25 protein-coding genes and 1 tRNA gene are annotated in these 26328 nt (G+C 70.1%); 17 read left to right on the forward strand and 9 right to left on the reverse strand.

All coding sequences use genetic code 11. The features are described from left to right. Window positions 1–629 precede the first annotated feature (629 nt). Window positions 630–1379 carry a bifunctional DNA primase/polymerase gene (locus DXZ73_RS22725; RefSeq protein WP_116212928.1) on the forward strand — a complete coding sequence of 250 codons (750 nt, stop codon included), beginning with the start codon at window positions 630–632 and terminating at the stop codon, window positions 1377–1379. A gap of 375 nt (window positions 1380–1754) precedes the next feature. Then, window positions 1755–2369, forward strand: coding sequence for a hypothetical protein (locus DXZ73_RS22730; RefSeq protein WP_240351441.1), 615 nt, complete (start codon window positions 1755–1757; stop codon window positions 2367–2369). Between the two features lie 463 nt (window positions 2370–2832). Here DXZ73_RS22730 and DXZ73_RS22735 read toward each other — a convergent pair whose 3' ends face one another. The 3 genes from DXZ73_RS22735 to DXZ73_RS22745 all read right to left on the reverse strand — a co-directional run bounded on the left by DXZ73_RS22735 (window position 2833) and on the right by DXZ73_RS22745 (window position 5781). Next, the gene (locus DXZ73_RS22735; protein ID WP_116212930.1) at window positions 2833–3801 is read right to left on the reverse strand and encodes a DUF5926 family protein; all 969 of its coding nucleotides are present in this window, start codon (window positions 3799–3801) and stop codon (window positions 2833–2835) included. A 500-nt stretch (window positions 3802–4301) separates the two neighbouring features. Continuing rightward, window positions 4302–4775, reverse strand: coding sequence for an ATP-binding protein (locus tag DXZ73_RS22740; protein WP_240351774.1), 474 nt, complete (start codon window positions 4773–4775; stop codon window positions 4302–4304). 181 nt (window positions 4776–4956) lie between these two features. Beyond that, window positions 4957–5781 carry a glycerophosphodiester phosphodiesterase gene (locus DXZ73_RS22745; RefSeq protein ID WP_240351442.1) on the reverse strand — a complete coding sequence of 275 codons (825 nt, stop codon included), beginning with the start codon at window positions 5779–5781 and terminating at the stop codon, window positions 4957–4959. 240 nt (window positions 5782–6021) lie between these two features. On the opposite strand from DXZ73_RS22745, the gene DXZ73_RS22750 reads away from it, so the two are divergent. After that, window positions 6022–7602 carry a S1C family serine protease gene (locus tag DXZ73_RS22750; RefSeq protein WP_116212932.1) on the forward strand — a complete coding sequence of 527 codons (1581 nt, stop codon included), beginning with the start codon at window positions 6022–6024 and terminating at the stop codon, window positions 7600–7602. Between the two features lie 92 nt (window positions 7603–7694). Continuing rightward, a tRNA-Ser gene (locus DXZ73_RS22755) sits at window positions 7695–7781 on the forward strand. Window positions 7782–7848: 67 nt separating this feature from the next. Here the strand turns inward: DXZ73_RS22755 and DXZ73_RS22760 are convergent. Together DXZ73_RS22760 and DXZ73_RS22765 are read right to left on the reverse strand one after the other, a co-directional pair. After that, window positions 7849–8679, reverse strand: a complete 831-nt coding sequence (locus DXZ73_RS22760) for an alpha/beta fold hydrolase (RefSeq protein ID WP_116212933.1) — start codon at window positions 8677–8679, stop codon at window positions 7849–7851. After that, window positions 8676–9263, reverse strand: a complete 588-nt coding sequence (locus tag DXZ73_RS22765; RefSeq protein ID WP_116212934.1) for a TetR/AcrR family transcriptional regulator — start codon at window positions 9261–9263, stop codon at window positions 8676–8678. The genes DXZ73_RS22760 and DXZ73_RS22765 overlap by 4 nt, the downstream gene beginning before the upstream one ends. Before the next feature lie 552 nt (window positions 9264–9815). Between DXZ73_RS22765 and DXZ73_RS22770 the strand changes: the two genes are divergently transcribed. Continuing rightward, window positions 9816–10769, forward strand: coding sequence for an LmeA family phospholipid-binding protein (locus DXZ73_RS22770; RefSeq protein WP_240351443.1), 954 nt, complete (start codon window positions 9816–9818; stop codon window positions 10767–10769). A gap of 42 nt (window positions 10770–10811) precedes the next feature. On the opposite strand, the gene DXZ73_RS22775 is transcribed toward DXZ73_RS22770, so the two are convergent. Together DXZ73_RS22775 and DXZ73_RS22780 are read right to left on the reverse strand one after the other, a co-directional pair. After that, window positions 10812–11588, reverse strand: a complete 777-nt coding sequence (locus DXZ73_RS22775) for an alpha/beta fold hydrolase (RefSeq protein ID WP_116212936.1) — start codon at window positions 11586–11588, stop codon at window positions 10812–10814. A gap of 99 nt (window positions 11589–11687) precedes the next feature. Continuing rightward, window positions 11688–12074, reverse strand: coding sequence for a hypothetical protein (locus DXZ73_RS22780; RefSeq protein WP_116212937.1), 387 nt, complete (start codon window positions 12072–12074; stop codon window positions 11688–11690). A gap of 785 nt (window positions 12075–12859) precedes the next feature. Between DXZ73_RS22780 and DXZ73_RS22785 the strand changes: the two genes are divergently transcribed. The 12 genes from DXZ73_RS22785 to DXZ73_RS22840 all read left to right on the forward strand — a co-directional run bounded on the left by DXZ73_RS22785 (window position 12860) and on the right by DXZ73_RS22840 (window position 24378). Further along, a complete protein-coding gene (locus DXZ73_RS22785; protein WP_116212938.1) occupies window positions 12860–13177 on the forward strand; it encodes a hypothetical protein in 318 nt (105 codons plus the stop codon). Window positions 13178–13351: 174 nt separating this feature from the next. Further along, window positions 13352–14278 (forward strand): bifunctional MaoC family dehydratase N-terminal/OB-fold nucleic acid binding domain-containing protein, encoded by a 927-nt coding sequence (locus DXZ73_RS22790; protein ID WP_116212939.1) that lies wholly within the window; start codon window positions 13352–13354, stop codon window positions 14276–14278. Next, window positions 14275–14670 carry a MaoC family dehydratase gene (locus tag DXZ73_RS22795; RefSeq protein ID WP_116212940.1) on the forward strand — a complete coding sequence of 132 codons (396 nt, stop codon included), beginning with the start codon at window positions 14275–14277 and terminating at the stop codon, window positions 14668–14670. Before DXZ73_RS22790 ends, DXZ73_RS22795 begins: the two co-directional genes overlap by 4 nt. Further along, window positions 14667–15833 (forward strand): lipid-transfer protein, encoded by a 1167-nt coding sequence (locus tag DXZ73_RS22800; RefSeq protein ID WP_116212941.1) that lies wholly within the window; start codon window positions 14667–14669, stop codon window positions 15831–15833. The genes DXZ73_RS22795 and DXZ73_RS22800 overlap by 4 nt, the downstream gene beginning before the upstream one ends. A 53-nt stretch (window positions 15834–15886) precedes the next feature. Beyond that, the gene (locus DXZ73_RS22805; RefSeq protein WP_116212942.1) at window positions 15887–16723 is read left to right on the forward strand and encodes a DUF1906 domain-containing protein; all 837 of its coding nucleotides are present in this window, start codon (window positions 15887–15889) and stop codon (window positions 16721–16723) included. Window positions 16724–16871: 148 nt separating this feature from the next. Further along, window positions 16872–17411 (forward strand): SigE family RNA polymerase sigma factor, encoded by a 540-nt coding sequence (locus DXZ73_RS22810; RefSeq protein ID WP_116212943.1) that lies wholly within the window; start codon window positions 16872–16874, stop codon window positions 17409–17411. A 152-nt stretch (window positions 17412–17563) separates the two neighbouring features. Further along, window positions 17564–18145 (forward strand): PASTA domain-containing protein, encoded by a 582-nt coding sequence (locus tag DXZ73_RS22815; protein ID WP_116212944.1) that lies wholly within the window; start codon window positions 17564–17566, stop codon window positions 18143–18145. 51 nt (window positions 18146–18196) lie between these two features. Continuing rightward, on the forward strand, window positions 18197–19948 hold the full coding sequence (locus tag DXZ73_RS22820; protein ID WP_116212945.1) for a hypothetical protein: 1752 nt from the start codon (window positions 18197–18199) through the stop codon (window positions 19946–19948). Window positions 19949–19957: 9 nt separating this feature from the next. Continuing rightward, window positions 19958–21220: a hypothetical protein gene (locus tag DXZ73_RS22825; protein WP_116212946.1), complete on the forward strand. Its 1263-nt coding sequence runs from the start codon at window positions 19958–19960 to the stop codon at window positions 21218–21220. Between the two features lie 15 nt (window positions 21221–21235). Beyond that, on the forward strand, window positions 21236–22009 hold the full coding sequence (locus tag DXZ73_RS22830) for a glucosaminidase domain-containing protein (protein ID WP_116212947.1): 774 nt from the start codon (window positions 21236–21238) through the stop codon (window positions 22007–22009). A 71-nt stretch (window positions 22010–22080) separates the two neighbouring features. Then, window positions 22081–22530, forward strand: coding sequence for a hypothetical protein (locus DXZ73_RS22835; protein WP_162890286.1), 450 nt, complete (start codon window positions 22081–22083; stop codon window positions 22528–22530). 192 nt (window positions 22531–22722) lie between these two features. Further along, window positions 22723–24378 carry a long-chain fatty acid--CoA ligase gene (locus DXZ73_RS22840; RefSeq protein ID WP_116212949.1) on the forward strand — a complete coding sequence of 552 codons (1656 nt, stop codon included), beginning with the start codon at window positions 22723–22725 and terminating at the stop codon, window positions 24376–24378. Window positions 24379–24494: 116 nt separating this feature from the next. Here the strand turns inward: DXZ73_RS22840 and DXZ73_RS22845 are convergent, their stop codons facing one another. Together DXZ73_RS22845 and DXZ73_RS22850 are read right to left on the reverse strand one after the other, a co-directional pair. Then, window positions 24495–25220, reverse strand: coding sequence for a trypsin-like serine protease (locus tag DXZ73_RS22845; RefSeq protein ID WP_116212950.1), 726 nt, complete (start codon window positions 25218–25220; stop codon window positions 24495–24497). Between the two features lie 97 nt (window positions 25221–25317). Continuing rightward, complete coding sequence (locus tag DXZ73_RS22850; RefSeq protein WP_162890287.1) at window positions 25318–25935, reverse strand: RICIN domain-containing protein; 618 nt, start codon at window positions 25933–25935, stop codon at window positions 25318–25320. Window positions 25936–26328 lie beyond the last annotated feature (393 nt).

The following is a 26328-nucleotide window of genomic DNA, read 5'->3' on the forward strand; positions in this document are numbered from 1 at the left end:
GGCCGGTGGGATTGGTGGTGTCTATGGGGTTTCAAAGTTGGCCGGAAAATGGTCCCGGGGGCATGGATTTGAGGTCGACTGGCGTTGCTCGACAGCGCGTCATATCCACCCCGGTGGGTACGTACTCGGAGAAGGGCAGGGGCAGTTGGGGCCGCCCCGGAACCCCGCGGCGGGCCCGAGCGTCTTCCCCGGCAAGGCCGCGCCCGCCCCCGAGGGCGTGGGGCAACCCGTGCCGCGGACGAGGGGTGCAGAGGCTCGGCACAAAGCGCCATAGGCGCGCCACCCCCCGCCAGGTTTCACGCTCCGCCCGTGGCGTGATGCGCTGCGTTGTATGCAGTGACTTTTGATCCACGTGGTGTGCCGGCCTCGAAAGGGCCACGGCGTGTTGAGCAGCGCGCGAAGTCGGACCCGTAGTGCCATGGAAGTCGGACGCGGCCCGACGCAGTGCCACCGCAATGCCACGCAGTCCGTACGGCCCGGGCAGTCCGGCAGCTCTGTGCAGTGCCCTGCAAGTTCACGCAGTTCCGCCAGTACAGCCAGTTCACGCAGTTCAGTCAGATTCACGCGATACGACCCTTGTCTCCGACAAGGGCCCCAACTTCGGCGTTCACGGAAAGGAACGAGCGCTCATGCGCGAGATCCTCGGAAGGCGACGCAAGCTCTCGCTTCGGCGAAGCGACCGGTCCGCGGTGCTCACCGCGGCCCTGGTCTGTGCCACGGAGTGGCAGTGGCCCGTGCTCCCGGGCGTGGGGCTGCGGTCCGGCGGCGGCCGCGAGCGCGAATGCGCCTGCCCGCACCCCGACTGCGCGGCCCCCGGCGCCCACCCGTTCGACCCCGGGCTGCTCGCGGCGACCACGGACGCCCGGATGGTCCGCTGGTGGTGGACCAACCGCCCCGACGCCCCCGTCGTGCTCGCGACGGGCGGGCGCGCGCCCTGCGCGGTGAGCCTGCCGGCCGTCGCGGGCGCCCGCGCGCTGGCCGCCTTCGACCGCGCGGGCGTGCGCCTCGGGCCCGTGGTCGCCACCCCCAGCCGCTGGGCGCTGCTGGTCGCGCCCTACTCCCTGGAGGTCCTCGGCGAGCTGCTCCACAGCCAGGACTGGGTGCCCGGTTCGCTGCGCTTCCACGGGGAGGGCGGCTATGTGGCACTGCCACCGTCGCCCACGGGGGCCGGCCGGGTGCGCTGGGAGCGGGCGCCGCAGCCCGCGGGTTCCGTCGGCGGTCCGGCCCGCGCGCTCCGCGTCGACCGCGCCCTCCGGGCGGACCGGGGCCGTACGGGAGTGTCCGCGCGGCCGTGGCTGCCGGACATCTCCACCGTCGTCGACGTACTCGTCGCCGAGAGCGCGGGCACGTCCGGGGGCGGCAGCAAGCTCGCGTACTGACACGGGGGACGTGCACCGTGGCCCGAGGGGCCGTGGGCCGGGTGAGGAGCGGCAGCCCCTGAGGGGCCGCCGGTACGGGAACTACGAGAGCGCGTACGGACGGGAGACGCACGCGCTCTCACTCGTACGGGTGTAAGCCGCTCCGAGAACTGCGGTAACCGCCGCGCGGCCGCCCGGGAGGCGCCGTCCTGCCCGCTATGTTCGGGTGCGGGCCTGCGCCGGATGTTCTGCCGGGCGCCGTCGGCCCGGCGGGGTGTCGGAAGCCGTCCCCGCGTCTTCAGCGTTCGCGGCGAGTTGCAGGTGGTCCTTATGGAGCGTCGGTCCGGTGTGCCCGGAGAGCCCAGTGCGTCTGCGCAGCGGGCGGCCAATCTTCGGATGATCGCGCTCGCGAGCGTGGTCGCCCTGGCGATCGTGCTGCCGCTGGCCGCCGCCACGGCGGGTCCGGCCGGCCCGGTGGGCCAGGAGAAGGCCCGCGGCCGGACCGGGAGTCCCAAGGGCGAGCGGGGGCGGACGTCGGCGCCGCTCGCGGCCGCGGGCAGCGCGTCGGACCTCAGGGAGCCGGGGCCGGAACCGGCGCCCTCCCCGGCCGTCGACGCGAGCGAGGGCTCCGACGGGAAGCGGTCCGGCGGTGACGACGTACGGGACTCCACGCGCTGCGGCCCCGAACTCGCCGCGCCCGAAGGCGTGGAGGCGCAGACCTGCGTCCTGCGGCAGGGGGCCGACACCTGGGCGCGCACGTACTACCGCAACGCCACAGGCGGCCCGCTGACGGCCGTACTGACCCTCATGGACCCCGGGGGCCGGACGGTCGAGGTGCAGTGCCAGATGGGGTCCTCGGACGATCCTGACGGCTGCGAGACGCCGCACGCCCCGACCGTGCGTGATCCCCGGGAGCGCGACGCGTACTCGGCGGTGGCGGAGATCGCCGGCGCGGACGGAAGGCTGCTGCTGCGGTCCGGCAGCAACTCACCGGGCGGCCAGGCGGGTTAGATCCCGCTCGAAGCGGCGGCGCCGGGCGCGTACGCGGGCATGGAAACGCCCGGTCGCTGGCGACGGGGGATGCACCAGCGACCGGGCTCCTAGAACGGTAACAAGAGATCGGCCGTTCGCAAATTCGATCGCGGATTTCCGGACGTGTATTTCCGGGCTGACAGCGGGAGTTGTGACAGGAGTCACGTAAATGGCGCCGTCAGCGCACCGGAATCAACTACTCCGCCGCATGCGGCGGTGCCGCGCGGATCGATGTGTCGACCGGAGGGTGGACGGATGCATGGAGGGGGCGCGGACGGATGACGGAGCGGCGCACAGACCGATGAGGGGGCGCGCTCGACGCCAGGGGGCGGCCGGGATCCGCCGCGGGCCGACGATCACCCGCGGCGGACCGGGCCCGTCCGGGGCCCGGGGGTCCGGGTCCGGGGCGAAGCCCTGATGGGCGCCCCGGAGTCCCCGGAGGTCAGTTCAGGGTGATCTGACGGCTGGTGAGGCCGCCGCGGGCGCGCCGCTCCTCGGCCGTCAGCGGGGCGTCGTCCGCGAGTGCCACGGCCAGCCGCTCCGCGAAGGCCGCGGCCGGCTTCTCGATGTCCTCCGCGCGCATCGCGCTCGGCAGGTCCCACACCGGCACGGTCAGCCCGTGCGCGCGGAACGAGCCCACCAGGCGGGTCCCTTCGCCGAGCGAGGACGTGCCCGCGGCGTGCAGCCGGGCCAGGGCGTCCAGCAGCTCCTCCTCCGGGTGGGTCATGACCCAGCGCAGGTGGTTCTTGTCCGGGGTCTCGCACCAGTAGGCGGCGTCGACACCGGACAGCCGGACGGTCGGGATGGCGGCGGCGTTGGCGCGGTCCAGGGAGGCGGCGACCTCGCCGGTCGCGTTCTCGGCGTTCTCGACCCAGAACTCGAAGCCCGTGTGCACGGCCGGCTCGAAGGCCCCCTCCGGGTCCAGCAGGTCCTGCAGGCGCGGCCCGTCCGTGCCGACGCGCTCGGCGGCCACGGGGCTGCCGGGAGCGGCCACCAGGGCGCGCCGGAGCGTGTCGGCGAGGTCACGGCTCAGGTCGCCGGACGCGGTGTCGTTCTGAAGGCCCAGCAGCACGGCGCCGTTGTCGCGGCGCAGCGCGGGCCAGGCCATGGGCAGCACGGTGGCGAGCGTCACCGACGGCACGCCCTCGGGCAGCCCGCCCTTGAGGGTGAGCTCCACGGTCGCGGCGGGCACGAGCTCGCGGAGCGCGACCCAGTCGGCCTCGTTCGGCAGCCCCTCGAAGGGGCGCTGCACGAGCTCGGCCACCGCGTGGGCGGCCTCGCGGCCGTGGCAGGCCTTGTAGCGACGGCGCGACCCGCACGGGCAGGGTTCGCGGGCGCCGACGACGGGGATCGGGCCGTCGACGGCCGACGGCGTGGCGGCCTTGGTCTGGGGGCGGCGCTTCTTGGCCATGGCGTGCGGTTCTCCCGTTGGGGTGCAGATATGTGCGGCGAGCCTAGTCCTTGCCGGACGGGCGGACGATGGACCTTCGGCTGCGGGTCGGTTGCCGCCTGCGGCGGGGGCGGCCTGCGGCCGCGTCCTCAAGCTCCCCCAGCTACCTCCCCCAGACTCCGTCCGGGGGTGCCCCCAGAGGTGCCCCCACGGGCTGATTTCGCTGGTTACGGTCCGCGGAATTCAGCCCGTCCGGCGATTGAGGACAAGCGGCGCAGCCGCTTCAGGGGGTCCGGGGTCTCCCCGGTTTCGGGAAGGGGCGGGGCTGGGGAAAGGCCCGCCGCAGGCGCAATGGGCCCGCAGTCGGGAGAAAGCCGTACGCCGACGGCAGTCGTGAAGGCTCCGGCCGGCGGTGGTGGGGTGCCGCGAACCGCTTCGCGGGGCACACCGGCCGTACAGGGCGCGCGAAGAGCGCCCCCAAGGGTTGGCGAACGCAGCGGTCTACGCGCGTCGCATCGTCGTCATGTCAGCTCGTCGATATCCGAGAACGCCATCTCGGGCGCCAGCTCGATCCGCGTCGTGAAACTGTCACGCGCCGACAGAGAGGCCCATACGGTCACCTCGCCACAGGCGTCCCGTACGCCCCAGTCCTGGGAGAGAGCGCTGATGATGTTCAGGCCGCGGCCCCCGCGCGCGGTCACCGAAGGTGTGGCCGGAATCGGCCGGGTCGGGCCTCCCCCGTCCGTCACCTCGACCGTGAGCCGGCCGTGCATGTCGACTCTCCAGGCAGCACGTATCCCCCCGTCCTTCTCCCCGTCTCTGTCGCCGTTCTCCGGGCCCAGCGGGCGTCCGTGCCGGTACGCGTTGCTGAGCAGCTCCGAAAGAATCAATACGGCGTCGTCGATGACCGAATCCGGTACCCCGCTGATGCGCAGATCCTCACGCATCCGGTGTCTTGCCTGGCCCACACCGGTTGGACCATGGGGTACGGCCATGATCGACGACGTGGGCACCTCCTGTGCCACCACCAACGCCACCCCCGAGACCTCCTTTGCCCCACGTCAGGGGATGGATGCCCCAATGGACTGGACCGGAAACCGGCCATCCCGGAGACGGTGGGGCACTCGGGAACGTCGAACACGTACCGAACGCGCCGGTGCACTCCATGTAATGGAGCTACAGCCTGCCGAGCTGCGAAAGCACCTGTTTGGGCCGGTTCGTGATGACCGCGTCGACTCCGGCGCGGGCGCACAGTTCGACGTCGGCCGGGTCGTTCACCGTCCAGACGTGCACCCGGTTCCCCGCGCGGTGCACCCGCGCCACATAGCCGGGGTCCTTCCGGATGATCCGGATGCTCGGCCCCGCGATCCGTACACCCGCGGGCAGCCGGCCGTCGCGGTGGCGCGGGGAGACGAACTGCATCAGATAGACGGTCGGAATGCCCGGGGCGCCCGCCTGCACGCGGTGCAGGGAGCGCGCCGAGAAACTCATCACCCGCACCTGCGAGGGCTCGTCCGCGGGCGGCTCGGCGAGGCCGAAGCGGTCCAGCAGGCCGAGCAGTTTCGCCTCGACCTGGCCCGCCCAGCGGGTCGGGTGCTTGGTCTCGACGGCCAGTTCCACGCGGCGGCCCGCGTCGACGACGAGCTCGAGCAGGCGCTCCAGGGTGAGGACGGAGGTGGCGTCCAGGTCGGGTTCCTCCTCGTCCGCCGCCTTGCCCTTCCACGACCCGAAGTCGAGGGTCGCGAGGTCGGCCAGTTCGAGCGAGGAGACGGCGCCGCGGCCGTTGGACGTGCGGTTGACGCGGCGGTCGTGGACGCAGACCAGATGGCCGTCGGCGGTGAGGCGCACGTCGCACTCCAGCGCGTCGGCGCCGTCCTCGATCGCTCTGCGGTAGGCGGACAGGGTGTGTTCCGGAGCGTCCTCGGAGGCTCCGCGGTGGGCGATGACGGCGAGCGGGTGGCGCTCGGGGCTGAGGTCCCGGGCCGGGTGCGCATAGGTCACCGCGTTATGGTGCCACCGCCTGGCACAATCGCGCATGCGCGCCGTTTGCCTTGTTTGCCCCGGAGTAAAGGGCGGCGGGCCCGGCCACAGGCTCCGCTTACGGTGGTCTGACGTGTCATGGGAAAAGCTGGCAGCAGACCGGACCCGTGGCACCTGCACACGGTCGTGGCCGTAGCCAAGGCCGGACGTCGCGCATGACACTGATGTGCACCTGACGATGCACGTGATGAGGAGAGAGCTGTGAGCACCGAGAACGAGGGCGCTGCCGTTCCGCCCGCGCCCGGCCCGGGTACGACGCCACCGGCGTCGGCGGCCGAGCCGGAGCGCCCCGTTCCATCCGTACCGAGCGCTCCGCCCGCGCGGGGCGAGGTGTCGGACGCGGCTCCGGCCGCTCCGGTGACGGCTCCCGCTCCCGACGAGACGGCGCAGCTTCCGTCCGTCGGCGCGGAGCAGGCGCCCGCCGCAGCTCCCGCGCCGCCTGTCGCCCCCGAGGCGCCCGTCGCGCCTCCCCAGCAGACCGCCGCGTTCGCGCAGGCCGGTGTGCCGGGCGGCGCGGCCGGCCAGCCTCAGCCCGGTGCGCAGGGCGGCTGGTACGGCGGTGGGCCCGGCCCGCAGCAGCCGTACGGTGGCGCGCCCGTCGGCCCGACCGGCGTGTGGGGCGCCCCCGGCCCGTACCCCCCGCCGCGCAAGCGCGCCGGCGGTCTTGTCGCCGCGGTCGTGGCGGCGGCCCTCGTCGCGGGTGGTGTCGGCGGCGGCATCGGCTTCTGGGCCGCGGACCGCAACAGCGGGGAGTCGTCGACGACGCTCTCCTCGTCCGGCGACCCGAAGACCGAGAGCCGTACGCCCGGTTCCGTCGCGGACATCGCGAGCAAGGCGCTCCCCAGCGTCGTCACCATCGAGGCGCAGAGCGGCGGCGGCGAGGGCGGTACGGGCACCGGCTTCGTCTACGACAAGCAGGGCCACATCCTGACGAACAACCACGTCGTCGCGTCGGCCGCGCAGGGCGGCGGCAAGCTGACGGCGACGTTCTCCAACGGCAAGCAGTACGACGCCGAGGTCGTCGGCCGCGCGCAGGGCTACGACGTGGCCGTCATCAAGCTGAAGGACCCCGCGGGCGCGACCCTCAACCCCATCCCGCTCGGCGACTCCGACAGGACGGCGGTCGGTGACGCCACGATCGCGATCGGCGCGCCCTTCGGCCTGTCCGGCACGGTCACCACCGGCATCGTGAGCGCCAAGAAGCGCCCGGTCGCCTCCAGCGACGGCGGCGGCACCGGCAATGCCTCGTACATGAGCGCCCTGCAGACCGACGCCTCGATCAACCCGGGCAACTCCGGCGGCCCGCTGCTCAACGCCCAGGGCGCCGTCATCGGCATCAACTCCGCCATCCAGTCGGCCAACAGCGGCGGCGGCTTCGGCGGCGGCCAGGGTCAGGCGGGCAGCATCGGCCTCGGCTTCGCGATCCCGATCAAGCAGGCCAAGAACGTCGCCGACCAGCTGATCAAGACCGGCAAGCCGGTCTACCCGGTCATCTCGGCCACGCTGAACACCCGGGAGTCCGGCAACGGCGCCAAGATCGCCTCCGGCGGCGACGGCAGCGCCCCGGCCGTCACCCCGGGCGGCCCCGCCGACAAGGCGGGCCTGAAGGCCGGTGACGTCATCACCAAGCTCGACGACACGGCGATCGACAGCGGCGCCACCCTGATCAGCGAGATCTGGACCCACCGCCCCGGCGACAAGGTCACGGTCACCTACACCCGCGACGGCAAGCAGTCGACGACGGAGATCACCCTGGGCCAGCGCGAGGGCGACCGCAGCTGACCCCCGCCCCCGCCCCGCGCCCAACCGGCCCTGCACGCACCAAATGAGCAGACGGTAGGCTGTACCCGCTCCGCAGCAGGTGGGCGGGGCGGGGAGAGTTGCCCGAGCGGCCTAAGGGAACGGTCTTGAAAACCGTCGTGGCAGCGATGTCACCGTGGGTTCAAATCCCACACTCTCCGCCGTCAGGTCGTAAGGCCAGGTCAGAAGGGGTGCCCCCGTTTCGGGGGCACCCCTTCCGCATGTGGGCTACGCGTCGGCCAGTGCCGTCAGCAACTGCTGCGCGAATTCCTTCGGGTGTTCCGTGCATCCGACGTGGCCGCCCGGGAATTCCACGGCCTTGACGTCGAGGAGCTCCGCGAGGCGGGTGGCCGGGCCGTACAGGGGTTTCTGGTCGCGGGAGTCGCGGCCGACGGCCAGGACCAGGCGGTCCGAGGCGCGCCGCAGGGCGGCGACGTCCGGCTCGGTGGACGAGAACGGGCACAGCATGTGTTCCAGGAAGACCGGGAGATTGGCGTGCATCCGGGGGGCCATTTCCTGGATCTCGGGCGGCAGTTCGGTCGCCCGCTCGGCCGGGCGGCCGCCCAGGCCCTCGCCGAAGCGCGCCATCGCGGGGCCGGCGCCCTGCTCGCGGAACGTCTCGCGGACCTCGGCGAAGAGCGCCCGGTGCGGCGCGGGGTCGTCGAGCACCTGAAGCAGCGGCGGCTCGTGGGCGACCACCCGGCGCAGCCGCTCGGGGTGCCGGGCCAGCAGGTCGAGGGCGACGATGGCGCCGGAGCTGCTGCCCAGGACGTAGGCGTCCCGGTCCGGGGAGAGCAGTTCGAGCAGCCGGTGCGCGTCGTCGCTCCACACCTCCACCCGCTGATCGGTGAGCGGGCCGTCGAGGGGGCTGCGGGACAGGCCGCGCGGGTCGTAGGAGACGACGGTGTAACGGGTGGCCAGATCGGCGGCCATCCCCTCGTACAGTCCGGCGTCGGCGGCGCCGCCGGGTATCAGCAGCAGGACCGGGCCGCTGCCGCGCTTCTCGTAGTGGAGGGTGGCGCCGGGCACCTTGAGCGTGCCGGTCGTGGGCTTGGTCATCGCTTGTTCCCATCGTGTCGGGACGGCCAGTTCTCCAGGAGCACGTGGAGCGCGTCGAGCGAACGCGACCAGGACGCCTGTACGTCACGGGAGTGCCCGAAGCCGCCGCTGAGCTCCAGGTGGATGTAGCCGTGGAAGGTGCTGCGCAGCAGGCGGCCCGCGTCGGTCAGGTCCGGCTCGGTGAGGCCGTAGGCGCGCAGCATGCCGTAGGTCAGCTCGACGCTGCGGCGGAAGCCGGCGGAGTCGGCGACCTCTTCGGGCTCGATCCGCATCTGGGTCGCGGCATAGCGGCCGGGGTGTTCGAGGGCGTAGCCCCGGTAGGCGTCGGCGAAGGCGACGAGCGCGTCCTTGCCGGCCCGGCCCGCCACGGCCGTGGCGATGCGGTCGGTCATCCCCTCGGAGGCCCGCAGGGCGATCCGGACCCGCAGGTCCCGCAGGTTCTTCACGTGGGAGTACAGACTCGCGTCCTTCACCCCGAAGCGCCGGGCGAGCGCGGAGAGCGTGAGCTTGTCGAGCCCGATCTCGTCCGCCAGTTCCCCGGCCGCTTCCGTCAACCGGGCAGCGGTGAGCCCTACGCGCACCATGCGGTCACCTCCAAGATCCCTAGGGTGTGCAGGCAGAAACCTAACACCCCTAGGCAGTGGTCGTCACGTGGGTTGGATCAGGCCGCCGCGGGGGTGAATTCAAGCCCGCCGCAAGGCGTTTGAGGACATGTGGCGTAGCGACCTTTTTACGACGTACTAACAGAACTCACTTGCGCCCAAGGGGCTCGCGCGTGGTGGGATAAGGCGATGCGAACTCCCATACGCATGCACCCCCGTCCCCATAATCCTTACGACGAACTCGCCGCACTCGCCGATCCCGACCCCGATCTCGGTGAGACCACCCAGGAGATGCCGATACCGGAGGGCGTGTCAGGGGGTTTACCGGCCCCTGTGCAGTCCGTTGTTCCGCTCCGGATCGGGGGCGACGAGCCGTGGTCCCCGCCCGATCACCGGCGTGCCAAAAAGGGGCGTCGCGCCAAAGGGGGGCGCAGCGCAAAGCGCGGCCGTCGGCGTCGCCGAAGTCCGTTCGCGGCCGTACCGCGCACTCTCAAGCTGCTGTTCGCCCTTGCCGTCTGCACCGGAATCCTCGTATTGGCGGACCGGTGCGCGGCGATGTACGCGGAGAAGAAAGCGGAGCAGGTGCTCCAGGAACAGCTCCATCTGGCGGCGGCTCCCCAAGTGGGCATCCATGGATTTCCGTTCCTCACCCAGGTTCTGGACAAGCACCTGGAGCGGGTGGACGTCACCGTGCCCCATGTGGCGGCCGATCGCGTATCGCTCGCGAAGGTCCACGCGAGTGCGCGCGACATTCGGCTGACCGGGAATCTGCCGAGCGATATCCGGGGTGCGGTCGTCGGGAATCTGGAGGGCGAAGTCCTGCTGTCCTTCGACGACATGAACCGCGAACTCGCGGCTTCACAGGTCAAGTTCAGCCGTCGGGACGACAGCACGATCGGCGCGGACGGCAGGATCACGGTCGCCGGGCAGGAATTGCGGGTACGGGCGCAGGCCCAGCTGCGGCTCGTCGACAATCGTGAGCTGTCCACGGACGTCGACGGGATGAGCCTCGACATACCCGGAATCGCCACCTACCGCCCGGGCCGGGGCCGTGGCCTCACCCTCCACCGCGAGACCGCCGAACGCATCAGCCGGGACGCGGCGCGCGTGAAGGCCATGCTGTCGGTGCCGGCCGTGGTCGACCGGCTCGGAGTGCCGCAGGAGGCCGTCGCGGAGGCGCTGGAGGACGACGAGAAGCTGCACCGGATGACCGGCACGCCCCGCTTCGTCGAGCAGCTGACGCACGTCAACCTCGTCGACGTGGTGGTCGACCACCCGTGGCTGCTGTCGAGGATCGGCATCGACCCCAAGCTGATCAATGGCCTGATCCATATGCGTCCGCCGGAGCTTTCCGACCGGCTGTCGTTCTCCTTCTCCTTGCCGAAGGAGGTACGGGAACTGCAATTGCGGGGCGTGCAGGTGGGGGAGGACGGGATCCGGGTGAGCCTTTCGGGGCTGGAACTCGCGGTGGGGCGAAGCGGTTCCTAGGCCGGGCCTGTCGGGGCGGGGTGCACGCGATGATCGATGGGATCAGCCCACGCCGGCGCAGAATTCCAGTACCAGGTCGGCGACCTTTTCCGGTTCGCGCAGGGTCGGGTAGTGGTCGGATTCCGTGAGCCTCACGAGGCGGCAGCCGGGGATCCGGGCGGCCATGTCCTCGTTGCAGCGGACGACTTCGGGCTGGTCGCGTTCGCCCACGGCCAGGACGCACGGGACGTCGAGCTCGCCGAGGCGGTCGAAGGCGGGGGCGCCCGGCGTGAGATGGGGGTGGTTGGTGAACCACGCCGGGATCGCCGAGCGCAGCAGGGCCTCGGCCCGCGGGTCGGGGTCCGGGCCCGCCGCCGCCCACGTACGCAGGGCGAGGGCCACCAGGCCGTCCATGTCACCGGCCTTGGCCAGGACCTCGATCTGCGCCATGAGTTCCGGGGCGGCCAGCCCTTCGTAGCCGGTGACCCCCGGGCCCACCAGGGCGAGCCCTGCGACCCTCGTGGGAGTGTTCAGCGCGAGGTCGATCGCCGTGGCGCCGCCCATGCTGGACCCGCCGAGGACCGCCCGGTCGAACCCGAAGTGGTCGAGGACCGCGGTGAGGTCCCCGAGCAGGGAGAAGCGGGTGGTGGTCCGCGGGGACCGGTCGTAGCCGCGTACGTCGTAGCGGATCACGCGGTGCTGCCGCGCGAGGCGCGGCAGGATCGGGTCCCAGAAGGCGGAGCCCCCGACTCCGGGGTGCAGCAGGACCAGCGGCAGGCCGTCGCCGCCGGAGTCGTCCGCCCATACCTCGCCGCCGTCGACCGGCACCATGAGTTCCATGACTCCAGTCTGGCGGCGGCGCGTGCGAGATCACCAGGGGTGCGGGCGCTTCGGAGGGTGCCTCAACGGGGTCCTCGGAGGGGCCTTTCAGCGGGCGTCTCAGCCGCGCGGCCGCTTGAACCAGGCGACGGTGTCCTTCTTCAGGCAGTTGGCGACGATCACGATGCCGGAGACGCAGCCGGCCATGAAGCCGGTCTGACCCGCCGCGAGGGCGAGGACGGCGTTGGCGACCATGATCCCGCCGATGACCACGGCGGTGATGCGGATGCCGTTGCCGCCCTTGCGGAACAACGCGGCGACGACCAGCGCGACGATGCCGACGGCCAGGGTGAACGTGCCGGTCGCGTACAGCGCGGCCCGGGACGCGTCGGCCTTGCCGAGGTCGTCGACGGCCGTGGCCACGGTGATGAGGACGGGGCCGACGAGGGCGTAGAGGCCGCCGATGACAAAGAGGAGGATGCGCGTCGCCTTGGCCCCGCGCGGCATCTGGAGCGGTTCCGGAACGTAAGGCCCGTAGGCGCCTTGAGGTGCCGGGTGCCCGTACGGCTGCGAAGGGTACGGCTGCGGGGGATACGGCTGTGAAGGGTGGGGCGGGCCGTAGGGCTGGGGCTGGGGCTGGGGCTGGGCATACGGCGGGTTGGGTTCCGGGGTGTTCACGATTCCCTCTGTGGTGCTCGGGTCCGAGGCGGACGGGGCCCTGCGCGGGGCCGTTGCCGGAACCGCGCAGCCGGTGAAGCCGGATGTCGCCTGATCGCATGATGACAAGCGGGAACGTGTGTGCGCACTGCCGGATCCCGGAAACCTTGACGTGGCTCTGATGCCGGAAGCCGCCCCGGTGGCGGCTGTTCCGCAACTGCCCCCGGCTCCCTGTGAGACGGCTGAGGCGGTCGAGGCGGTTGAGGCGACCCCCGTCAGCTCTCCGTCGCCGCTCCGCGGGCGGTGCGCCTGAACGTTTATCCCCCTCGAATCGGCCTGTTCAGCGAGGAGGTTTACGGAATTGGCCGAATTTCGGCCGGAACGGTTCTCCCCATGGGGTGCATGGGTTCCGGGATGTCGAAAGGGCGCCGTGGGGAGCGCTGGGCGCACGCCGAGCGGTGTGCCGGGGTTTATTCGTGAGCGGTCATGCTTGCGAGGGAATAGCAAGCGACGGGTGGTTCGCCGGGGATTCGGTGGGCAAATCTGAGACCAGCGACGTCGGAGACATCGCTGGGCGGTCGGCCAACTTCCCAGCAGTAAGCAGTAGTTCCGTTCTGTGTTCTGGAGGAATTGACATGGCAAGCACCCGCACTGCTCGCGTCCTCGCCGCTGTTGCCGCTCTCCCGATGGTCGCCCTGCTGTTCACCGGCGTGGCCTCGGCTGCCTCCGGCGACGGCGGCAACCAGCTGGCCAGCCACGGATCCAACGTGGCCGCCGCCGCGATCGTGGGCAGCGGTGTCGGGCACACCAACAACGGAAACTCCACCACTGGTCTCCAGCAGGCCACGGGATCCGGTGCCTCGAACCAGGCCGCAACGGCGAGCGTCAACAACTCCCACGACACCGCCATCCGCCAGGACAACGTCTCCGTGACCTTCACGAACCTCTGGTAGCCCCTGGGTGACACACACGACTGGGTGAGAGTGGACAGGGTCTGGTGATGGTTGCGCGGCGGCACTCCGGTGCCGCCGCGCGGCTTTTCCGGGGGAGCCGCGGCGCGTGCGACCGGCTCTTGACATCCTCAGTTTTTCTGACGGACAGTCAGGAAAACTCGGGAAGGGGATCCGGTGGATGACCCCGAAGACGTGTATCCGCTGCTCAAGACCTACGAAGGCCGGCCCGCGGGCTCCGGCCGGGGCAAGGACCCGGTCAACGCCCCCATGATCAGACACTGGTGCGAGGCCATGGGCGATGCCAACCCCGCCTATGCGGGCGCCGATCCCGTCGCCCCGCCCACCATGCTCCAGGCATGGATCATGGACGGTCTCTCCGGGCCCACCGGCCGCACCGCCGCCTACGGCGAACTGCTCGCACTGCTCGACTCGGCCGGGTGCACGGCCGTGGTCGCCACCGACTGCGAGCAGGAATATCTGCGCCCGCTCCGGCCGGGAAACGTGATCACCTTCGACTCCGTCATCGAGTCCGTTTCCCCGCGCAAGACCACCAGGCTCGGCACGGGCCACTTCGTCACCACGCGGACGGACATCCGCGCCGACGGCGAGCCCGCCGGGACGCACCGCTTCCGCATCCTCAAGTACGCCCCCGCGAAAGCTTTCGCGAAAGGCGTCCGCGAGGAGAGCGGCGCCGCCCGCCCCCGCCCCGTCGTCAACAGGGACAACGCCGGTTTCTGGGAGGGCGTCGCCGAGCGCAGGCTGCTCATCCAGCGGTGCGACGCCTGCGCGGCCCTCCGGTTCCCCTGGCTGCCGGGCTGTGGCGGCTGCGGCTCACCGGAGTGGACGGCCGTCGAGGCGTCCGGCGCCGGGACGGTCTTCTCCTACGTGGTCGTGCACCACCCGCCGTTCCCCGCCTTCGATCCGCCGTACGCGGTCGCGCTGATCGAACTCGCGGAGGGCATAAGGATGATCAGCAATATCAGCGGGGTTCCCCATGACCGGGTGCGGATCGGAATGCCGGTCGAGCTGGAGTTCGTACGTGTGGACGGCGGGCAGCTCCTCCCCGTATTCCGCGCACCCGCACCACAGGTGGCGCGATGAGGGCCGGTGACGAATTGCCTGCGCTCACCGTCCCCGTCACCCGTACGTTCGTTGTCGCGGGTGCCATCGCTTCCCGTGACTTCCAGGACGTCCATCACGACGCAGAGGCAGCGCGAGCCAAGGGCTCTCCCGACATCTTCCTCAACATCCTCACCACCAATGGGCTGGTGGGCCGTTTCGTCACCGACCATTTCGGGCCGCGGGCCACGCTCGTCAAGGTTTCGATCCGCCTCGGTGTGCCCAACTATCCCGGCGATGACCTGGTGTTGACGGGAAGGATCGCCTCCGTGAACGACCGCACCGCCGAAGTCTCCGTCATCGGTACGAACCGTCTGGGCCGCCACGTCACCGGTACGGTCACGGTGACCCTCCCGCCCCCGGTCCCCGCATGAGCGCCCGGCACCCCGACGGCCTCGGCGGCCGGGCGGCCGTCGTCGGGATCGGGGCGACGGAGTTCTCCAAGGACTCCGGCCGCAGTGAGCTGGCCCTGGCCGCGGAAGCCGTCCGCGCCGCCCTCGCCGACGCCGGGCTCACCCCCGCCGACGTCGACGGCCTCGTCACCTTCACCATGGACACCAGCCCCGAGATCACGCTCGCCCAGGCCGTCGGAATCGGCGAGCTGTCCTTCTTCTCCCGCGTCCACTACGGAGGCGGTGCCGCCTGCGCCACCGTGCAGCAGGCCGCGCTCGCCGTGGCGACCGGCGTCGCCGAGGTCGTCGTCTGCTACCGCGCCTTCAACGAGCGCTCCGGCCGCCGCTTCGGCGCCGGGGTCCAGCGGCGCGAACCCTCCGCGGAAGGCGTCGCCCTCGGCTGGGCGCTCCCCTACGGACTGCTCACACCGGCGTCGTGGGTGGCCATGGGCGCCCGCCGCTACCTGCACACGTACGGCCTGGAGCCCGAGGTCTTCGGACACGTCGCGGTCACCGACCGCCGTCACGCGGCGACCAACCCCGCCGCGTACTTCCACGGCAGACCCATCACCCTCGCCGACCACGCCGCGTCCCGCTGGATCGCCGAGCCGCTGCGGCTGCTCGACTGCTGCCAGGAGACCGACGGCGGCCAGGCGCTCGTCGTGACCTCCGCCGAGCGGGCCCGTACGCTCCCGCACCCGCCCGCCGTGGTCGTCGCCGCGGCCCAGGGCGCGGGCCGGGCGCAGGAGCAGATGACCAGCTTCTACCGGGACGGACTGACCGGCCTGCCCGAGATGGAGGTCGTCGCCCGGCAGCTGTGGCGCACCAGTGGACTGACCCCGGGAGACATCGACGTGGCCATCCTCTATGACCACTTCACCCCTTATGTCCTGATGCAGCTGGAGGAATTCGGCTTCTGCGGACCCGGCGACGGCGCCGCCTTCGTCGCCTCGGACGCGCTGCCCCTGAACACCCACGGCGGACAGCTCGGCGAGGGCTATCTGCACGGCATGAACGGCATCGCGGAGGCCGTGCGCCAGCTGCGCGGCACCGCGGTGAACCAGGTCGACGGGGCCGAACGGGTGCTCGTCACCGCGGGCGCCGGAGTTCCCACGTCCGGGCTGCTTCTCGGGGCAGACGGATGAACGGGCGGCGTGTCAGCGGACAGCCCCGGCTCCGGCCCCCGTTGACTCACGTTATGTCCCGAAGAAGGAAGATCATCGGATATCTCGTCGCCCTGATGGTCGTGCTGACCCAGCTGACCTCGGGCACCGTGCCGGCCGCGGCCGGTGACCGGGGCGATCCGCGCGACGAAGGGGCCACGATCTTCAAGGGGTGGGGCATCGACACCTGCCAGGCCCCCTCCCTGACCGCCCTGCGTGCCTGGAAGGACTCCGACTACCGCGCCATCGGCGTCTACTACGCCGGGCGCGCCCGCGCCTGCCCCCACCAGACCTATCTCAGCGGGGGCTGGCTGAGCAGCGCCCGGGGGCTGGGCTGGAAGGTGCTGCCGATCTTCGTCGGCTCGCAGTCGCCCTGCGTCCGGGCCGACAACAAGCGGGGCTTCGGCATCGGCGACTACCCCTACGACCAGGGCCAGGACGAGGGCCAGGAGGCCGCCAACCGGGCCTCCTCGCTCGGCATCGCCCCCCGCAGCCCCCTCTACCTCGACATGGAGGCCTACGACGACGGTGACGACGACTGCGCCGACGTCACCCTCTCCTTCATCCGCGGCTGGAGCGCGACCGTCCGCGACCTCGGCTACATCCCCGGCTTCTACAGCAGCGCGGAGTCCGGCGTGCGGCACATGGACCGGGCGCGGCGCAACGGCACGTCCGGGCTGCCGGACGTGATGTGGTTCGCGCGGTGGCGTACGGATCCGACGACGGACGGTGAGCCGGCGCTCGGGCGCAGCGCGTGGACGCCGCATCGGCGCATCCACCAGTACAAGGGCAATGTCACCGAGAGCCATGGCGGCCAGAGGCTCACGGTCGACCGGAACCTGGTGGACGCGCCGGTGGCGATCATCGATTAGGGGTGAGAACGCGCCCGCTCGTCCTCCCAGAGCACTGTTCTCCCCCTCCAGGAGGTGGGGGTAGCACCATGCATACGACCTGAGGGGGATCGTGCTTCGGCACCTCCGGCCGATCCGCCGGGTACGGGTGCGCTCCTAGCGTTGAGGCATGACAGCTTCTGCGACGTCTGTGTGCGCCAGCGCCTCCACCGCCGTGTACCCGACGTTCACCTCGTACGTACGGGCGCGCGGCCCGGTGCTCCAGCGCACCGCCCGCTCGCTCACCTCGAACCCGTGCGACGCCGAGGATCTGTTGCAGACGGCGCTCACCAAGACCTATCTGGCCTGGGAGCGCATCGAGGACCACCGGGCGCTCGACGGCTATGTGCGGCGCGCGCTGGTGAACACGCGCACCTCGCAGTGGCGCAAGCGCAAGGTCGAGGAGTTCCCGTACGAGGAGCTCCCCGAGCGCGAGTCCGCGGCCGCGCCGGACCCCGCCGAGCAGCAGGCGCTGCGCGACGCGATGTGGCGGGCGGTGCGTCGGCTGCCGGACCGGCAGCGGGCCATGGTCGTCCTCAGGTATTACGAGGACCTCACCGAGGTGCAGACGGCGGAGCTGCTGGGGGTCTCGGTGGGCACGGTGAAGAGCGCGGTGTCACGGGCGCTCGGCAAGCTGCGGGAAGATCCGGAGCTCGCCTGCGCGGCGTGAGGCCGCAGCTTTCTCGACGCTGCAGTCGATGGGCAGCAGTTGCCGTTCAGCGCGGCGCAGAATAGCATGGAATTCGCACTGTATAGCGTGGCATGGGCTGGATAAAGAGCCTGGTACGGCTGCCATGTGTCTGAGGTGCCGGAGGTATAGGAATGTCCTCCATTCAACTGGCTCTCATTCAAGTTCTGTCGCACTCCGCTGCGGACGCCCCCGTGAAAGCATCGTCCAGCAGTTTCATCTGGACGATCTTCTGGTTTGCCATCGCCGTCTCGGCAGTTGCCTTGGGAGCTAAAATAGCGCTGAACGCGCTGAATAGAAGTGATCGCGGAATCGTCCGCAGCGCACTGGCGCTCATTCTGGTCACCGCATTGGCCTTGCTGGCCGCTGTCGTCCACTTCGACGGCGCGGACCCGGAGCGGCAGACATTGCTGTTGGGGGCGGTCGCGACTCTCGCCTCCGCCGTGGTCGCCTTCTACTTCTCGTCGCGTAGTGCCGAATCCGCCCGGAAGGATCTCTTGTCCGCCATGAGCGGTGGGCCGCAGATGCCTGTTCCCAATCTGGTGGGAATGACCGTGGCAGAGGCGAGGAGCACCATGAGCGCGTCCTCGCTGTCGCTGTCGGTGCCTCAGGGCGCACCGGATGCAGGTGTCATCGCGACGCAGACCCCACCTGCGCAGGAGGTGGTCTCGCCCTTGCAGACCGTGACGGTGACGTTGGTCGCCCAGGGGGGCTGAGCCGCAGGGATGCGGGGGGCGTCTCTGCGTGGTCCGAGTGAGAGGCGCACCATGACCGAGACGACGCAACAGAGCCTCGACGCCGTCGGCGGCATCACCAAAGCGCTGCTCGACGCGCTGGACCAGGTCCAGAACTATGTAGCGGCATCCCAGGTCGGTCCCGACGGAAATCCGTCGGGCACTGCGGTCTATATGCACATGCCGATGGGTTACCCCGTCGACCCCAAGATGTTCTCCAACCCGTGGACTCCTGGTGGGGGAGATTCATCGGCGCAGTTCGATGCCGACGGCAACTTCATCGGCTCGCCGACCGCGAACGCACCGGCCGCCGGCGGTGCCCCCGCAGCCGGTGGTACGGCTCCGGCCGGGGCGGTCTATCCGCCTCCGAAAAAGGTCGCGGATCCCGTTCTGCAGAACTCCATCCAGAACGCCATGTTCACGGCGCAGTTGGTCGACAACATGCTGGAGATCACCAAGAACGGTGTCGCTTCGGCCTGGCCGGAACATCGGGTCAGCATCGAGTACTTCACGGTGCTCGCCGGAATGCAGCCCGTGATGGTGGGCCAGCCGGATCAGAAAGTCCTGGACGCGGTCGCGGCCGCGCAGAAGGTTCTGTACCTGCAGGACGCCAAGGGCAACCTCGCCGGGTACACACCCCTCTACACGCAGTACCGCAACAACCGGACGGCGTGGACAAAGGCCATCGCCGCCCAGGCGCACGCGTACGCACAGGCTATGGCCGATCCGGTGGCAGGGCAGAGCTGGCCCGTGGAATCGGTGACCTATGCCGATGCCGTGACGCAGGCGAAGAACGATTTCGACACCATGGGCAGGCGCCAGATCGAGGATGCGCTGAACACGATCTCGACGGTCGGCGAGAACGCCATCGCCGCGCTCGTGAACCAGGCCCATCAGCTCTACGACACCTACACGATCCAGCTCGGGGGCCAGATCTCGGTCGGTATCCCCTGGTCGTACATCAGCCCGATCTCCTGGTGGGACCACACCGACGATTCGTTCGGCATCCAGAAGATCGACGCCTCCACCGACAGCTACGCGGCGTCCGGCGGATCCGGCGCGTCCAGCTATGCGAACAACTGGTGGAACGAACAGTCGTCGTCGACCAGCGGCAGCGTGGGGATCAGCGTCGGGGCGTGGGGCGGGAGTGCCAACGCCAGTCACAGCGACGCCAGCAACGCCTTCGCGGACCAGAGCGGCAGCTCCGGGTGGGAGCACCACCAGGACGTGGCCACCAGTGCCACCGTCCACTGCGAATTCTTCCTCGCGAGCATCGAACGCCCCTGGCTGCTCGGGGACCTGCTGCACATGGACGGCTGGTACCTGGTCGGTCACCCGAAGAACAGCGTCAGCGACGGCACCATCGACGGCCAGCTCAAGGACGACAGCAAGATTCTCCCGCTGCTGCCCAAAGGCTTTGTGATCATGCGCAACGTCACCATCGAGGCCGACGACTGGGGCTCGGCCGCCGATTCGTTCGACAACGCCCAGAGCAGTGACAGCGGCAGTGGCCAGAGCAGTTCCGACTCCTTCGGCGCTTCGGTGTCCTACCTGTGCGCCAACGCCTCGGTTCAGCACAGCGAGCAACAGGCAGGCGGTGCCTTCGGCGCCGACAGCTCCAGCAACAGCGGGTGGAGCTTCAGTCGGAGCGGGAACGGTGGCACGCTCTCTCTGGTCGGCTCGCAGATCATCGGCTGGGTGGGCGAGATCCAGCCCGCATCGCCCAAGGTCGATGCGCCGCCGGTGACGGCCGCCCAGCAGCCGGCGACGACATCGGGTTCATGAGGGATTGAGATGAGCGACTCGGACCAGCTCGGCGCCATCGCTCAGCAGCTCACGGCGACGCTGGTGGGAATCTACGGAGGCGGTCCGGAATCCGGTACGTCGCTGGTCTTCCTGCCCGGCGATCTGCCGGTGCCCGCGGGCACCGTCCAGCAGGGTCAGGTCAACGCCGCCCAGATGGACGCCTGGTTGCGCTCGGGCTTCGACAACCCGCTGCTCATCAGGCCCGGAATGGCGACGCTCGACTCGGTGAGCAGCAGGAGCGCATCGGATATCTATGCAGAAGTCGTGCAGTGGGCAAAACCTCTGGCGGAGATGCACAGCGATACCTGGGAGCGGATCGCCGGTGAGATCTCCGCCGCTCAGGCCGCCTATGGTCCGCCGGGCGGTGACAAGCCGATCGTCTGCCAGCCGGACGACTGGCCGCTGCCGGAGAGGACCGAGTACTGGACGGTTTTCGACTCGACCTCCACGTCGGCGCCCGCGACCACCGGTACAGAGGACGGGCAACCATGCCCGGACAGCGTCCCACCCGGGCCGGACTCCACGGCAGCCGACGCGGGCGGCGCCTCGGCATCCGGCACACCGGACCCGGGGGCCACCAGCGCCCCGGACCCAGGGGCCACCAGCGACCCGCCAAAGATCGACGCAGAGCTGTGGCAGTTGCGCGGCGCCTACCTCCAGTCGGCGCTCGTACCGATGGAGGCGGTCATGGCGAACGTCGAGACGCCCGCGGCGGACACCTCTGCGCCGGCGAACGGTCAGCCCCCGCCGAGCGACGCGCCGGCCGCACCGGACAACGCGCCGGCCGTCACCGACCTGACGACGTCGGACTCCGCGCCCATGAGCATGCATCTGGAACACACCCGGGTGACGCTCCAACGCGTCCTGGCAGGGCGATCGTGGTGGAACGGCGTCTTCCTGTCGGACGACGGCTGGTACGTGCCAGGGCTCGCGAGGGGAACCTTGGTTCCGCCTCCGCCCGCGGACACCAACGCCATGGCTCCCGATCTCGGGCTTCAGATCTACGTGGTACCAGCGGCTCTGGTCGTGGTGCGCAATCTCTCCGTGGTCGCGAACTGGTCGGCGGATGCCGAGAGCGCGCTGTCGTCGTCCACGGGCGCCATCGGCCCCCTGTCGCTCGCGGGCGCCCAGGTCTCCGCCGCAGCCGACGGGACGAAGGCGTACACCCACGAGGGCATGCAGGTGGTTGCCGCGCTGTGCACGCCACTGCCGGTACTGCCTCCGGCTGATCCGCCCGCACCCCATTCATAGGCAAGGAGCGCGGACATGACGCTCACACAGGCACAGCAGCAGTTCCTCAACGACGCCATCAGCGCGGCCCGTGCCACCCAGACGGAATTCCAGGTACCGGCCTCGGTCACCGTCGCCCAGGCCATTCTGGAGAGCGGCTGGGGCGCGCATCACATGGGTAACGCCAACAACTACTTCGGAATCAAGGCGCAAACCACGAACGGAAAGGTCACTTGGGGTTCGATCGCCACAGGGTTCGTCACCGTGCCCACCCGCGAGGTGGTCAACGGCCAGGACGTGACGGTACAGGCGAACTTCCGCTCCTACGATTCGATGGCCGGCTCATTCCGCGACCACGGTTCGTTCCTGCGCAACAACTCCAACTACGCCCCGGCGTTCCAGACCACCGACGGCGTCGCCTTCGCACGAGCCGTCGCGGCCGGGCACTACGCCACCGATCCGAAGTACGGGGATGTCCTCGTCACGATCATCCAGCAGAACGGGCTCCTGCAGTACGACACCTCGGCGCAGGACGCCGGTGCCCCGCAGGACGGGGGTACTTCGCAGGATGCAGGTCCTTCGCAGGAGGGGGGTACTCCGCAAGATGCCGGAACCCCGCAGGACGCGGGACCCTCGCAGGACGCGAGCACGGACGCCGCGCCCGTCACGACCACGGACGCGGGTTCGGACGCCGAGACCGACACGAGTACGGACACGAGTGCCGCCTCGGGCGCCGACGCGCAGACAGAAACGGGGACGGACACGGGCGCCGACGCCGGTACGCCGGCGGACCCCGAGACATCGTCCTGACGCCGCGATGTCCGCCCGTCCGGCCCTTGATCACCCCCATCGGAACGGAGGTATCGCAGATGACTCGGATCATGTACGACGCGGTCACGCCGTCGAACATCCCGGGCGACGCGACGATGATCGCCGGGTACGCCGACGGATTGTTCGCCAACATCCCGGAAATAAAACACCGTTTCCCTCAGGCCACGGTCGTGTCGATCGCGGTGCGCCCCACCACTCCGGCGCAGGTTCTGGATGTGGAGCCGGGTGACGCGACCCCGGCCGACGCGGTCGAGTGGTGCACCAAGACCATGGCCAGCACGTCCAACAAGGAACTTACGGTCTACTGCAGCAGTTCCGCCTGGCCGAGCGTGCGCTCCGCGTTCCAGTCGGCTCACGTGACGGAGCCGAACTACTGGATCGCCCACTACGACGGTGACCCGAGCATTCCGTCCGGCGCGGTCGCCAAGCAGTACGCCAGTAACAACGACTTCGACACATCCGTTGTCACCGGCAACTGGCCCGGCGTCGATTCGGCGTGAGGCGTGATCGGACCCGGCGGCGCAGCCCGCGCCGCCGGGCTCCGGAGTCAGCCGGTTCGGTCAACGTCGGCCAACGCGGCCGGGAACGGTGTGGCCTGCGTCTTAGCGATTGGGTAGTGACTTACCGGGAGATACCGCAGGACAATCAGCGGACGATCACCAGTCCGCCTTGGTCCTTCGGGAGGCCCCCCGGTGCTGAGCACGATGCAGGACGTACCGCTCACCGTTACCCGCATCCTCGAACACGGCACGCGCGTGCACGGGGACGCCACGGTGACGACCTGGACAGGGGACGGTGAGCCGCTGCGGCGCACCTTCCGCGAGGTCGGGGAGCGGTCCGTGCGGCTGGCCCACGCGCTGCGGGACGAGCTCGGGGTCGTCGGCGACCAGCGCGTCGCCACGCTGATGTGGAACAACAGCGACCATGTGGAGGCGTATCTCGCCGTCCCCGCCATGGGCGCCGTCCTGCACACGCTCAACCTCCGGCTCCCCGCCGAGCAGCTCGCCTGGATCGTCGGGCACGCCGCCGACCGCGTCGTCATCGTCAGCGGCTCCGTGCTGCCGCTGCTCGCGCCGCTGCTGCCGCGCCTCGACTCCGTCGAGCACATCGTCGTCTCGGGGCCGGGCGACGTGTCCGTCCTGGAGGGCTGTCGCCCTCAGGTGCACGACTACGAGCAGCTGCTCGCCGGGCACCCCGGTGACCACTTCGACTGGCCGGAGCTGGACGAACGGCAGGCCGCCGCCCTCTGCTACACCTCCGGGACCACGGGTGAGCCCAAGGGTGTGCTCTACAGCCACCGTTCGATCTATCTGCACGCCATGGAGGTCAACGCGGCGGCGTCCTTCGGTCTGACCCCGGCCGAGATCTGTCTTCCGGTGGTCCCGATGTTCCATGTGAATGCCTGGGGCCTGCCGCACGCCGCGTTCATGGCCGGTACGTCGATGCTCATGCCCGACCGCTTCCTCCAGCCCGCCCCGCTCGCCGACATGATCGAGGCCGAGCGGCCCACGGTCTCCGCCGGTGTCCCCACCATCTGGGCGGGCCTGCTCGCCGAACTCGACGCCCGGCCGCGCGACATGTCCTCCCTCAGGACGGTCATCAGCGGCGGTTCCGCGTGCCCGCCCGTGCTGATGCGGGGCTTCGAGGAGCGGCACGGCGTACGCCTCGTTCAGGCGTGGGGCATGACCGAGACCTCCCCGCTGGGCTCCGTCGCCTACCCGCCCACCGGGGTCACCGGCGAGGACGCCTGGCCCTACCGCGTCTCCCAGGGCCGCCTGCCCGCCTCCGTCGAATTCCGGCTGACCGGCCCCGGCGGCGAATTCCTGCCCTGGGACGGGAAGTCCGCGGGCGAGCTGGAGGTACGCGGCCCGTGGATCGCCGCCGCGTACTACGGCGGCGCCGGGGCCGAACCGGTGCGCCCCGACGACAAGTTCAGCCACGACGGCTGGCTGCGCACGGGCGACGTCGGCACGATGACCCCCGACGGCTTCCTGACCCTCACCGACCGCGCCAAGGACGTCATCAAGTCCGGCGGTGAGTGGATCTCCTCCGTCGAGCTGGAGAACCACCTGATGGCCCACCCCGAGGTCGCCGAGGCGGCCGTCGTGGCCGTCCCCGACGAGAAGTGGGGCGAGCGGCCGCTGGCGGCGGTCGTGCTGCGGGACGGCGCGGAGGTGGAGTACGAGGTGCTGCGGGCGTTCCTGAGCGAGCGCGTCGCGCGCTGGCAGCTGCCGGAGCGGTGGACGCGGATCGCTTCCGTCCCGAAGACGTCCGTGGGGAAGTTCGACAAGAAGGTCTTGCGGCGGCTGTACGCGGAGGGTGGGCTGGAGGTCTCGGTCCTGGGGTAGGCGCGGCGGCCGGACGGGAGACCGCGGTCGCGACTCCGGGCCCGGCTGTGGCCGGGCCCGGAGCGATGGAGCGATGTGTGCGGTGTTCCCGGCGGCGGGAATTCCGCGATCGGGAATCAGATCCCGGTTGTCGACTTGATCCAGTCGCGCTTGCTGATGATGTCGTCGGACATCTCGGTGCAGTGGACCCGATCGTCGTTGACCGGGAAATCCCAGTCCGTCCCGATCAGCTTCCACGTGCCGTTGTAGTTGTGGAGGAACGGGGCGCCGTAGTCGCCGGCACCCAGGCACCCTCCGGATTTGCAGCCGGCCGCCGTGAGCACGGGGTAGGTGCCCTCCGGGTCCGTCTGGAATCCCGTGATCTTCATGTCGATCTTGTTCAGGGACGACCGGTCCCAGCCGTAGACGGTGTCCGTGTCCCCGACGGCCGGAGGCGTGTCGGACTTGTCGGGGAGCGCGATGTACCCGTTCGCCGCCGGGTCGGATTGCGGCCCCGTGGGAGCCGGGATCGACTGGGCGATGTGAAATGCCGCGAAGTCGCTGTTGCCGTCGTTGTACGCGGCGTCGACGCTGTAGGTCGTGCCGTCCCCGCGATCGATCGTGATGGGGTACTTCGACAGGTCGCGGAAGTTGCACCCCGATGCGCTCAACACCCAGTGCGGGCCGATGAGCGCGCCGGTGCAGTCGAAGTTGTCGGGTGGATCGCTGACATGGAGGTGGACCGCGGAGGAAGGCGTCTGGGCGGGGGTGCCACCGCTGATCGCGAAGGCGCCGGCATTGTTCACGGCGCACAGCGCGACGGCGGCGCCCACCGCTGCGGTGGCGGTCAGGATCTTGGACATGGTGTTTTCTCCTGGTTCTGGGAACTCACCGATGAGACCCGCCTTGTGCGTGGGCACTTTCACAGAGGCGATGAGCGTGGCCGGGGCCGCGGCAGGCTCACGAGAGCACAGTCCATTTCTGGGTGGTGGACTGGGTGCTCGGGACGACCACCACTGTTGATCCGGCTGCCCAAGTGCCGCACGTGTCCAGCACGCTGTGGCTCTGGACGCCGTGCATGTCGGTGACCGTGACCGCGCTGGTGATGGTCATCGCGCCGTTCGAGTCCTGGGTGACCTGCCACTCCTGCTGGGGGGTGATGTTGCTCGTGTCCCTGTGGGTCAGAGTGGCCGGCCCCCCGGTGTAGGTGGGGGCGGTCAGCGCGAGGGACGGGTCGCAGCTGTCCTGGATGTTCGCGGTGCCGTCCGGATCCAGGAAGAACTTCCACTGCTGTGAAGCGTGGCTCGCATCGTAGATGTTGATGTCGGCGTAGCCGGTCTGGCTGGAGCACTGGCCTTCCACCTCAAGTGCCAGGCGCTTGCCGTCGCTTGTGGTGCCGCCATTGGTGATGCTGTGATACTGGCCGTCGCCCACGATGGACGCCGGAGAAGCCGGGACGGACGCGGCTGCGGCGGGCCGCGGTTCAGCGGCCTGGGCGCCTTGAGCGGCGACCAGCAAACCGGCCGCGATCACCGCCGGAAGGGCACGAAGTCCTTGAACGGCCACGTAGCTGAACATGGTGTGCCTTTCTGTGGGGGAGAGGCGAAAAACGGCGGTGTGACAACAGGAGCTGAGGCTCCCCACTGCCTGTTCAGCAAGCGGCAACCGGATGTCACTGTGCCGTGGGAAATCACTTCCTGCCAGGGCCCGTTGGCTCCCGCGGAGCGTTTTCATCATGCCGCCGCGATGGGGCGAACCTCAGGGAAACGTCAGCACGGCCCGGAATGGCCACTGCGACAAACTCAGGCTCTGCTCGTGCTCATCATGAGGCGCATGACCGGGCCCCTTCCGTCGAGCAGCACCCCTGTTCGGGGGAGTGGAGTCAGGACAGCACAGTCCGTTGAATCCCGGATAGAGAGCCCACACGCAGTTCACTCATACGGCGGTTAAATGTGATGAATGTGAGGGGCG

Origin of the sequence: Streptoverticillium olivoreticuli subsp. olivoreticuli (assembly GCF_003391135.1) — a bacterium.
Classification (GTDB): domain Bacteria; phylum Actinomycetota; class Actinomycetes; order Streptomycetales; family Streptomycetaceae; genus Streptomyces; species Streptomyces blastmyceticus.

Excerpts from the sequence above, each read along its gene's own strand:
- DXZ73_RS22730 (WP_240351441.1), top strand. The coding sequence starts at position 1,755 with ATGATCGCGCTCGCGAGCGTGGTCGCCCTGGCGATCGTGCTGCCGCTG.
- DXZ73_RS22740 (WP_240351774.1), bottom strand. The coding sequence starts at position 4,775 with ATGGCCGTACCCCATGGTCCAACCGGTGTGGGCCAGGCAAGACACCGG.
- DXZ73_RS22780 (WP_116212937.1), bottom strand. The coding sequence starts at position 12,074 with ATGCCGCGCGGGGCCAAGGCGACGCGCATCCTCCTCTTTGTCATCGGC.
- DXZ73_RS22850 (WP_162890287.1), bottom strand. The coding sequence starts at position 25,935 with ATGTTCAGCTACGTGGCCGTTCAAGGACTTCGTGCCCTTCCGGCGGTG.
- DXZ73_RS22725 (WP_116212928.1), top strand. The coding sequence starts at position 630 with ATGCGCGAGATCCTCGGAAGGCGACGCAAGCTCTCGCTTCGGCGAAGC.
- DXZ73_RS22795 (WP_116212940.1), top strand. The coding sequence starts at position 14,275 with ATGAGGGCCGGTGACGAATTGCCTGCGCTCACCGTCCCCGTCACCCGT.
- DXZ73_RS22830 (WP_116212947.1), top strand. The coding sequence starts at position 21,236 with ATGACGCTCACACAGGCACAGCAGCAGTTCCTCAACGACGCCATCAGC.
- DXZ73_RS22810 (WP_116212943.1), top strand. The coding sequence starts at position 16,872 with ATGACAGCTTCTGCGACGTCTGTGTGCGCCAGCGCCTCCACCGCCGTG.
- DXZ73_RS22775 (WP_116212936.1), bottom strand. The coding sequence starts at position 11,588 with ATGGAACTCATGGTGCCGGTCGACGGCGGCGAGGTATGGGCGGACGAC.
- DXZ73_RS22825 (WP_116212946.1), top strand. The coding sequence starts at position 19,958 with ATGAGCGACTCGGACCAGCTCGGCGCCATCGCTCAGCAGCTCACGGCG.
- DXZ73_RS22760 (WP_116212933.1), bottom strand. The coding sequence starts at position 8,679 with ATGACCAAGCCCACGACCGGCACGCTCAAGGTGCCCGGCGCCACCCTC.
- DXZ73_RS22765 (WP_116212934.1), bottom strand. The coding sequence starts at position 9,263 with ATGGTGCGCGTAGGGCTCACCGCTGCCCGGTTGACGGAAGCGGCCGGG.
- DXZ73_RS22735 (WP_116212930.1), bottom strand. The coding sequence starts at position 3,801 with ATGGCCAAGAAGCGCCGCCCCCAGACCAAGGCCGCCACGCCGTCGGCC.
- DXZ73_RS22800 (WP_116212941.1), top strand. The coding sequence starts at position 14,667 with ATGAGCGCCCGGCACCCCGACGGCCTCGGCGGCCGGGCGGCCGTCGTC.
- DXZ73_RS22835 (WP_162890286.1), top strand. The coding sequence starts at position 22,081 with ATGTACGACGCGGTCACGCCGTCGAACATCCCGGGCGACGCGACGATG.
- DXZ73_RS22820 (WP_116212945.1), top strand. The coding sequence starts at position 18,197 with ATGACCGAGACGACGCAACAGAGCCTCGACGCCGTCGGCGGCATCACC.
- DXZ73_RS22785 (WP_116212938.1), top strand. The coding sequence starts at position 12,860 with ATGGCAAGCACCCGCACTGCTCGCGTCCTCGCCGCTGTTGCCGCTCTC.
- DXZ73_RS22815 (WP_116212944.1), top strand. The coding sequence starts at position 17,564 with ATGTCCTCCATTCAACTGGCTCTCATTCAAGTTCTGTCGCACTCCGCT.
- DXZ73_RS22805 (WP_116212942.1), top strand. The coding sequence starts at position 15,887 with ATGTCCCGAAGAAGGAAGATCATCGGATATCTCGTCGCCCTGATGGTC.
- DXZ73_RS22845 (WP_116212950.1), bottom strand. The coding sequence starts at position 25,220 with ATGTCCAAGATCCTGACCGCCACCGCAGCGGTGGGCGCCGCCGTCGCG.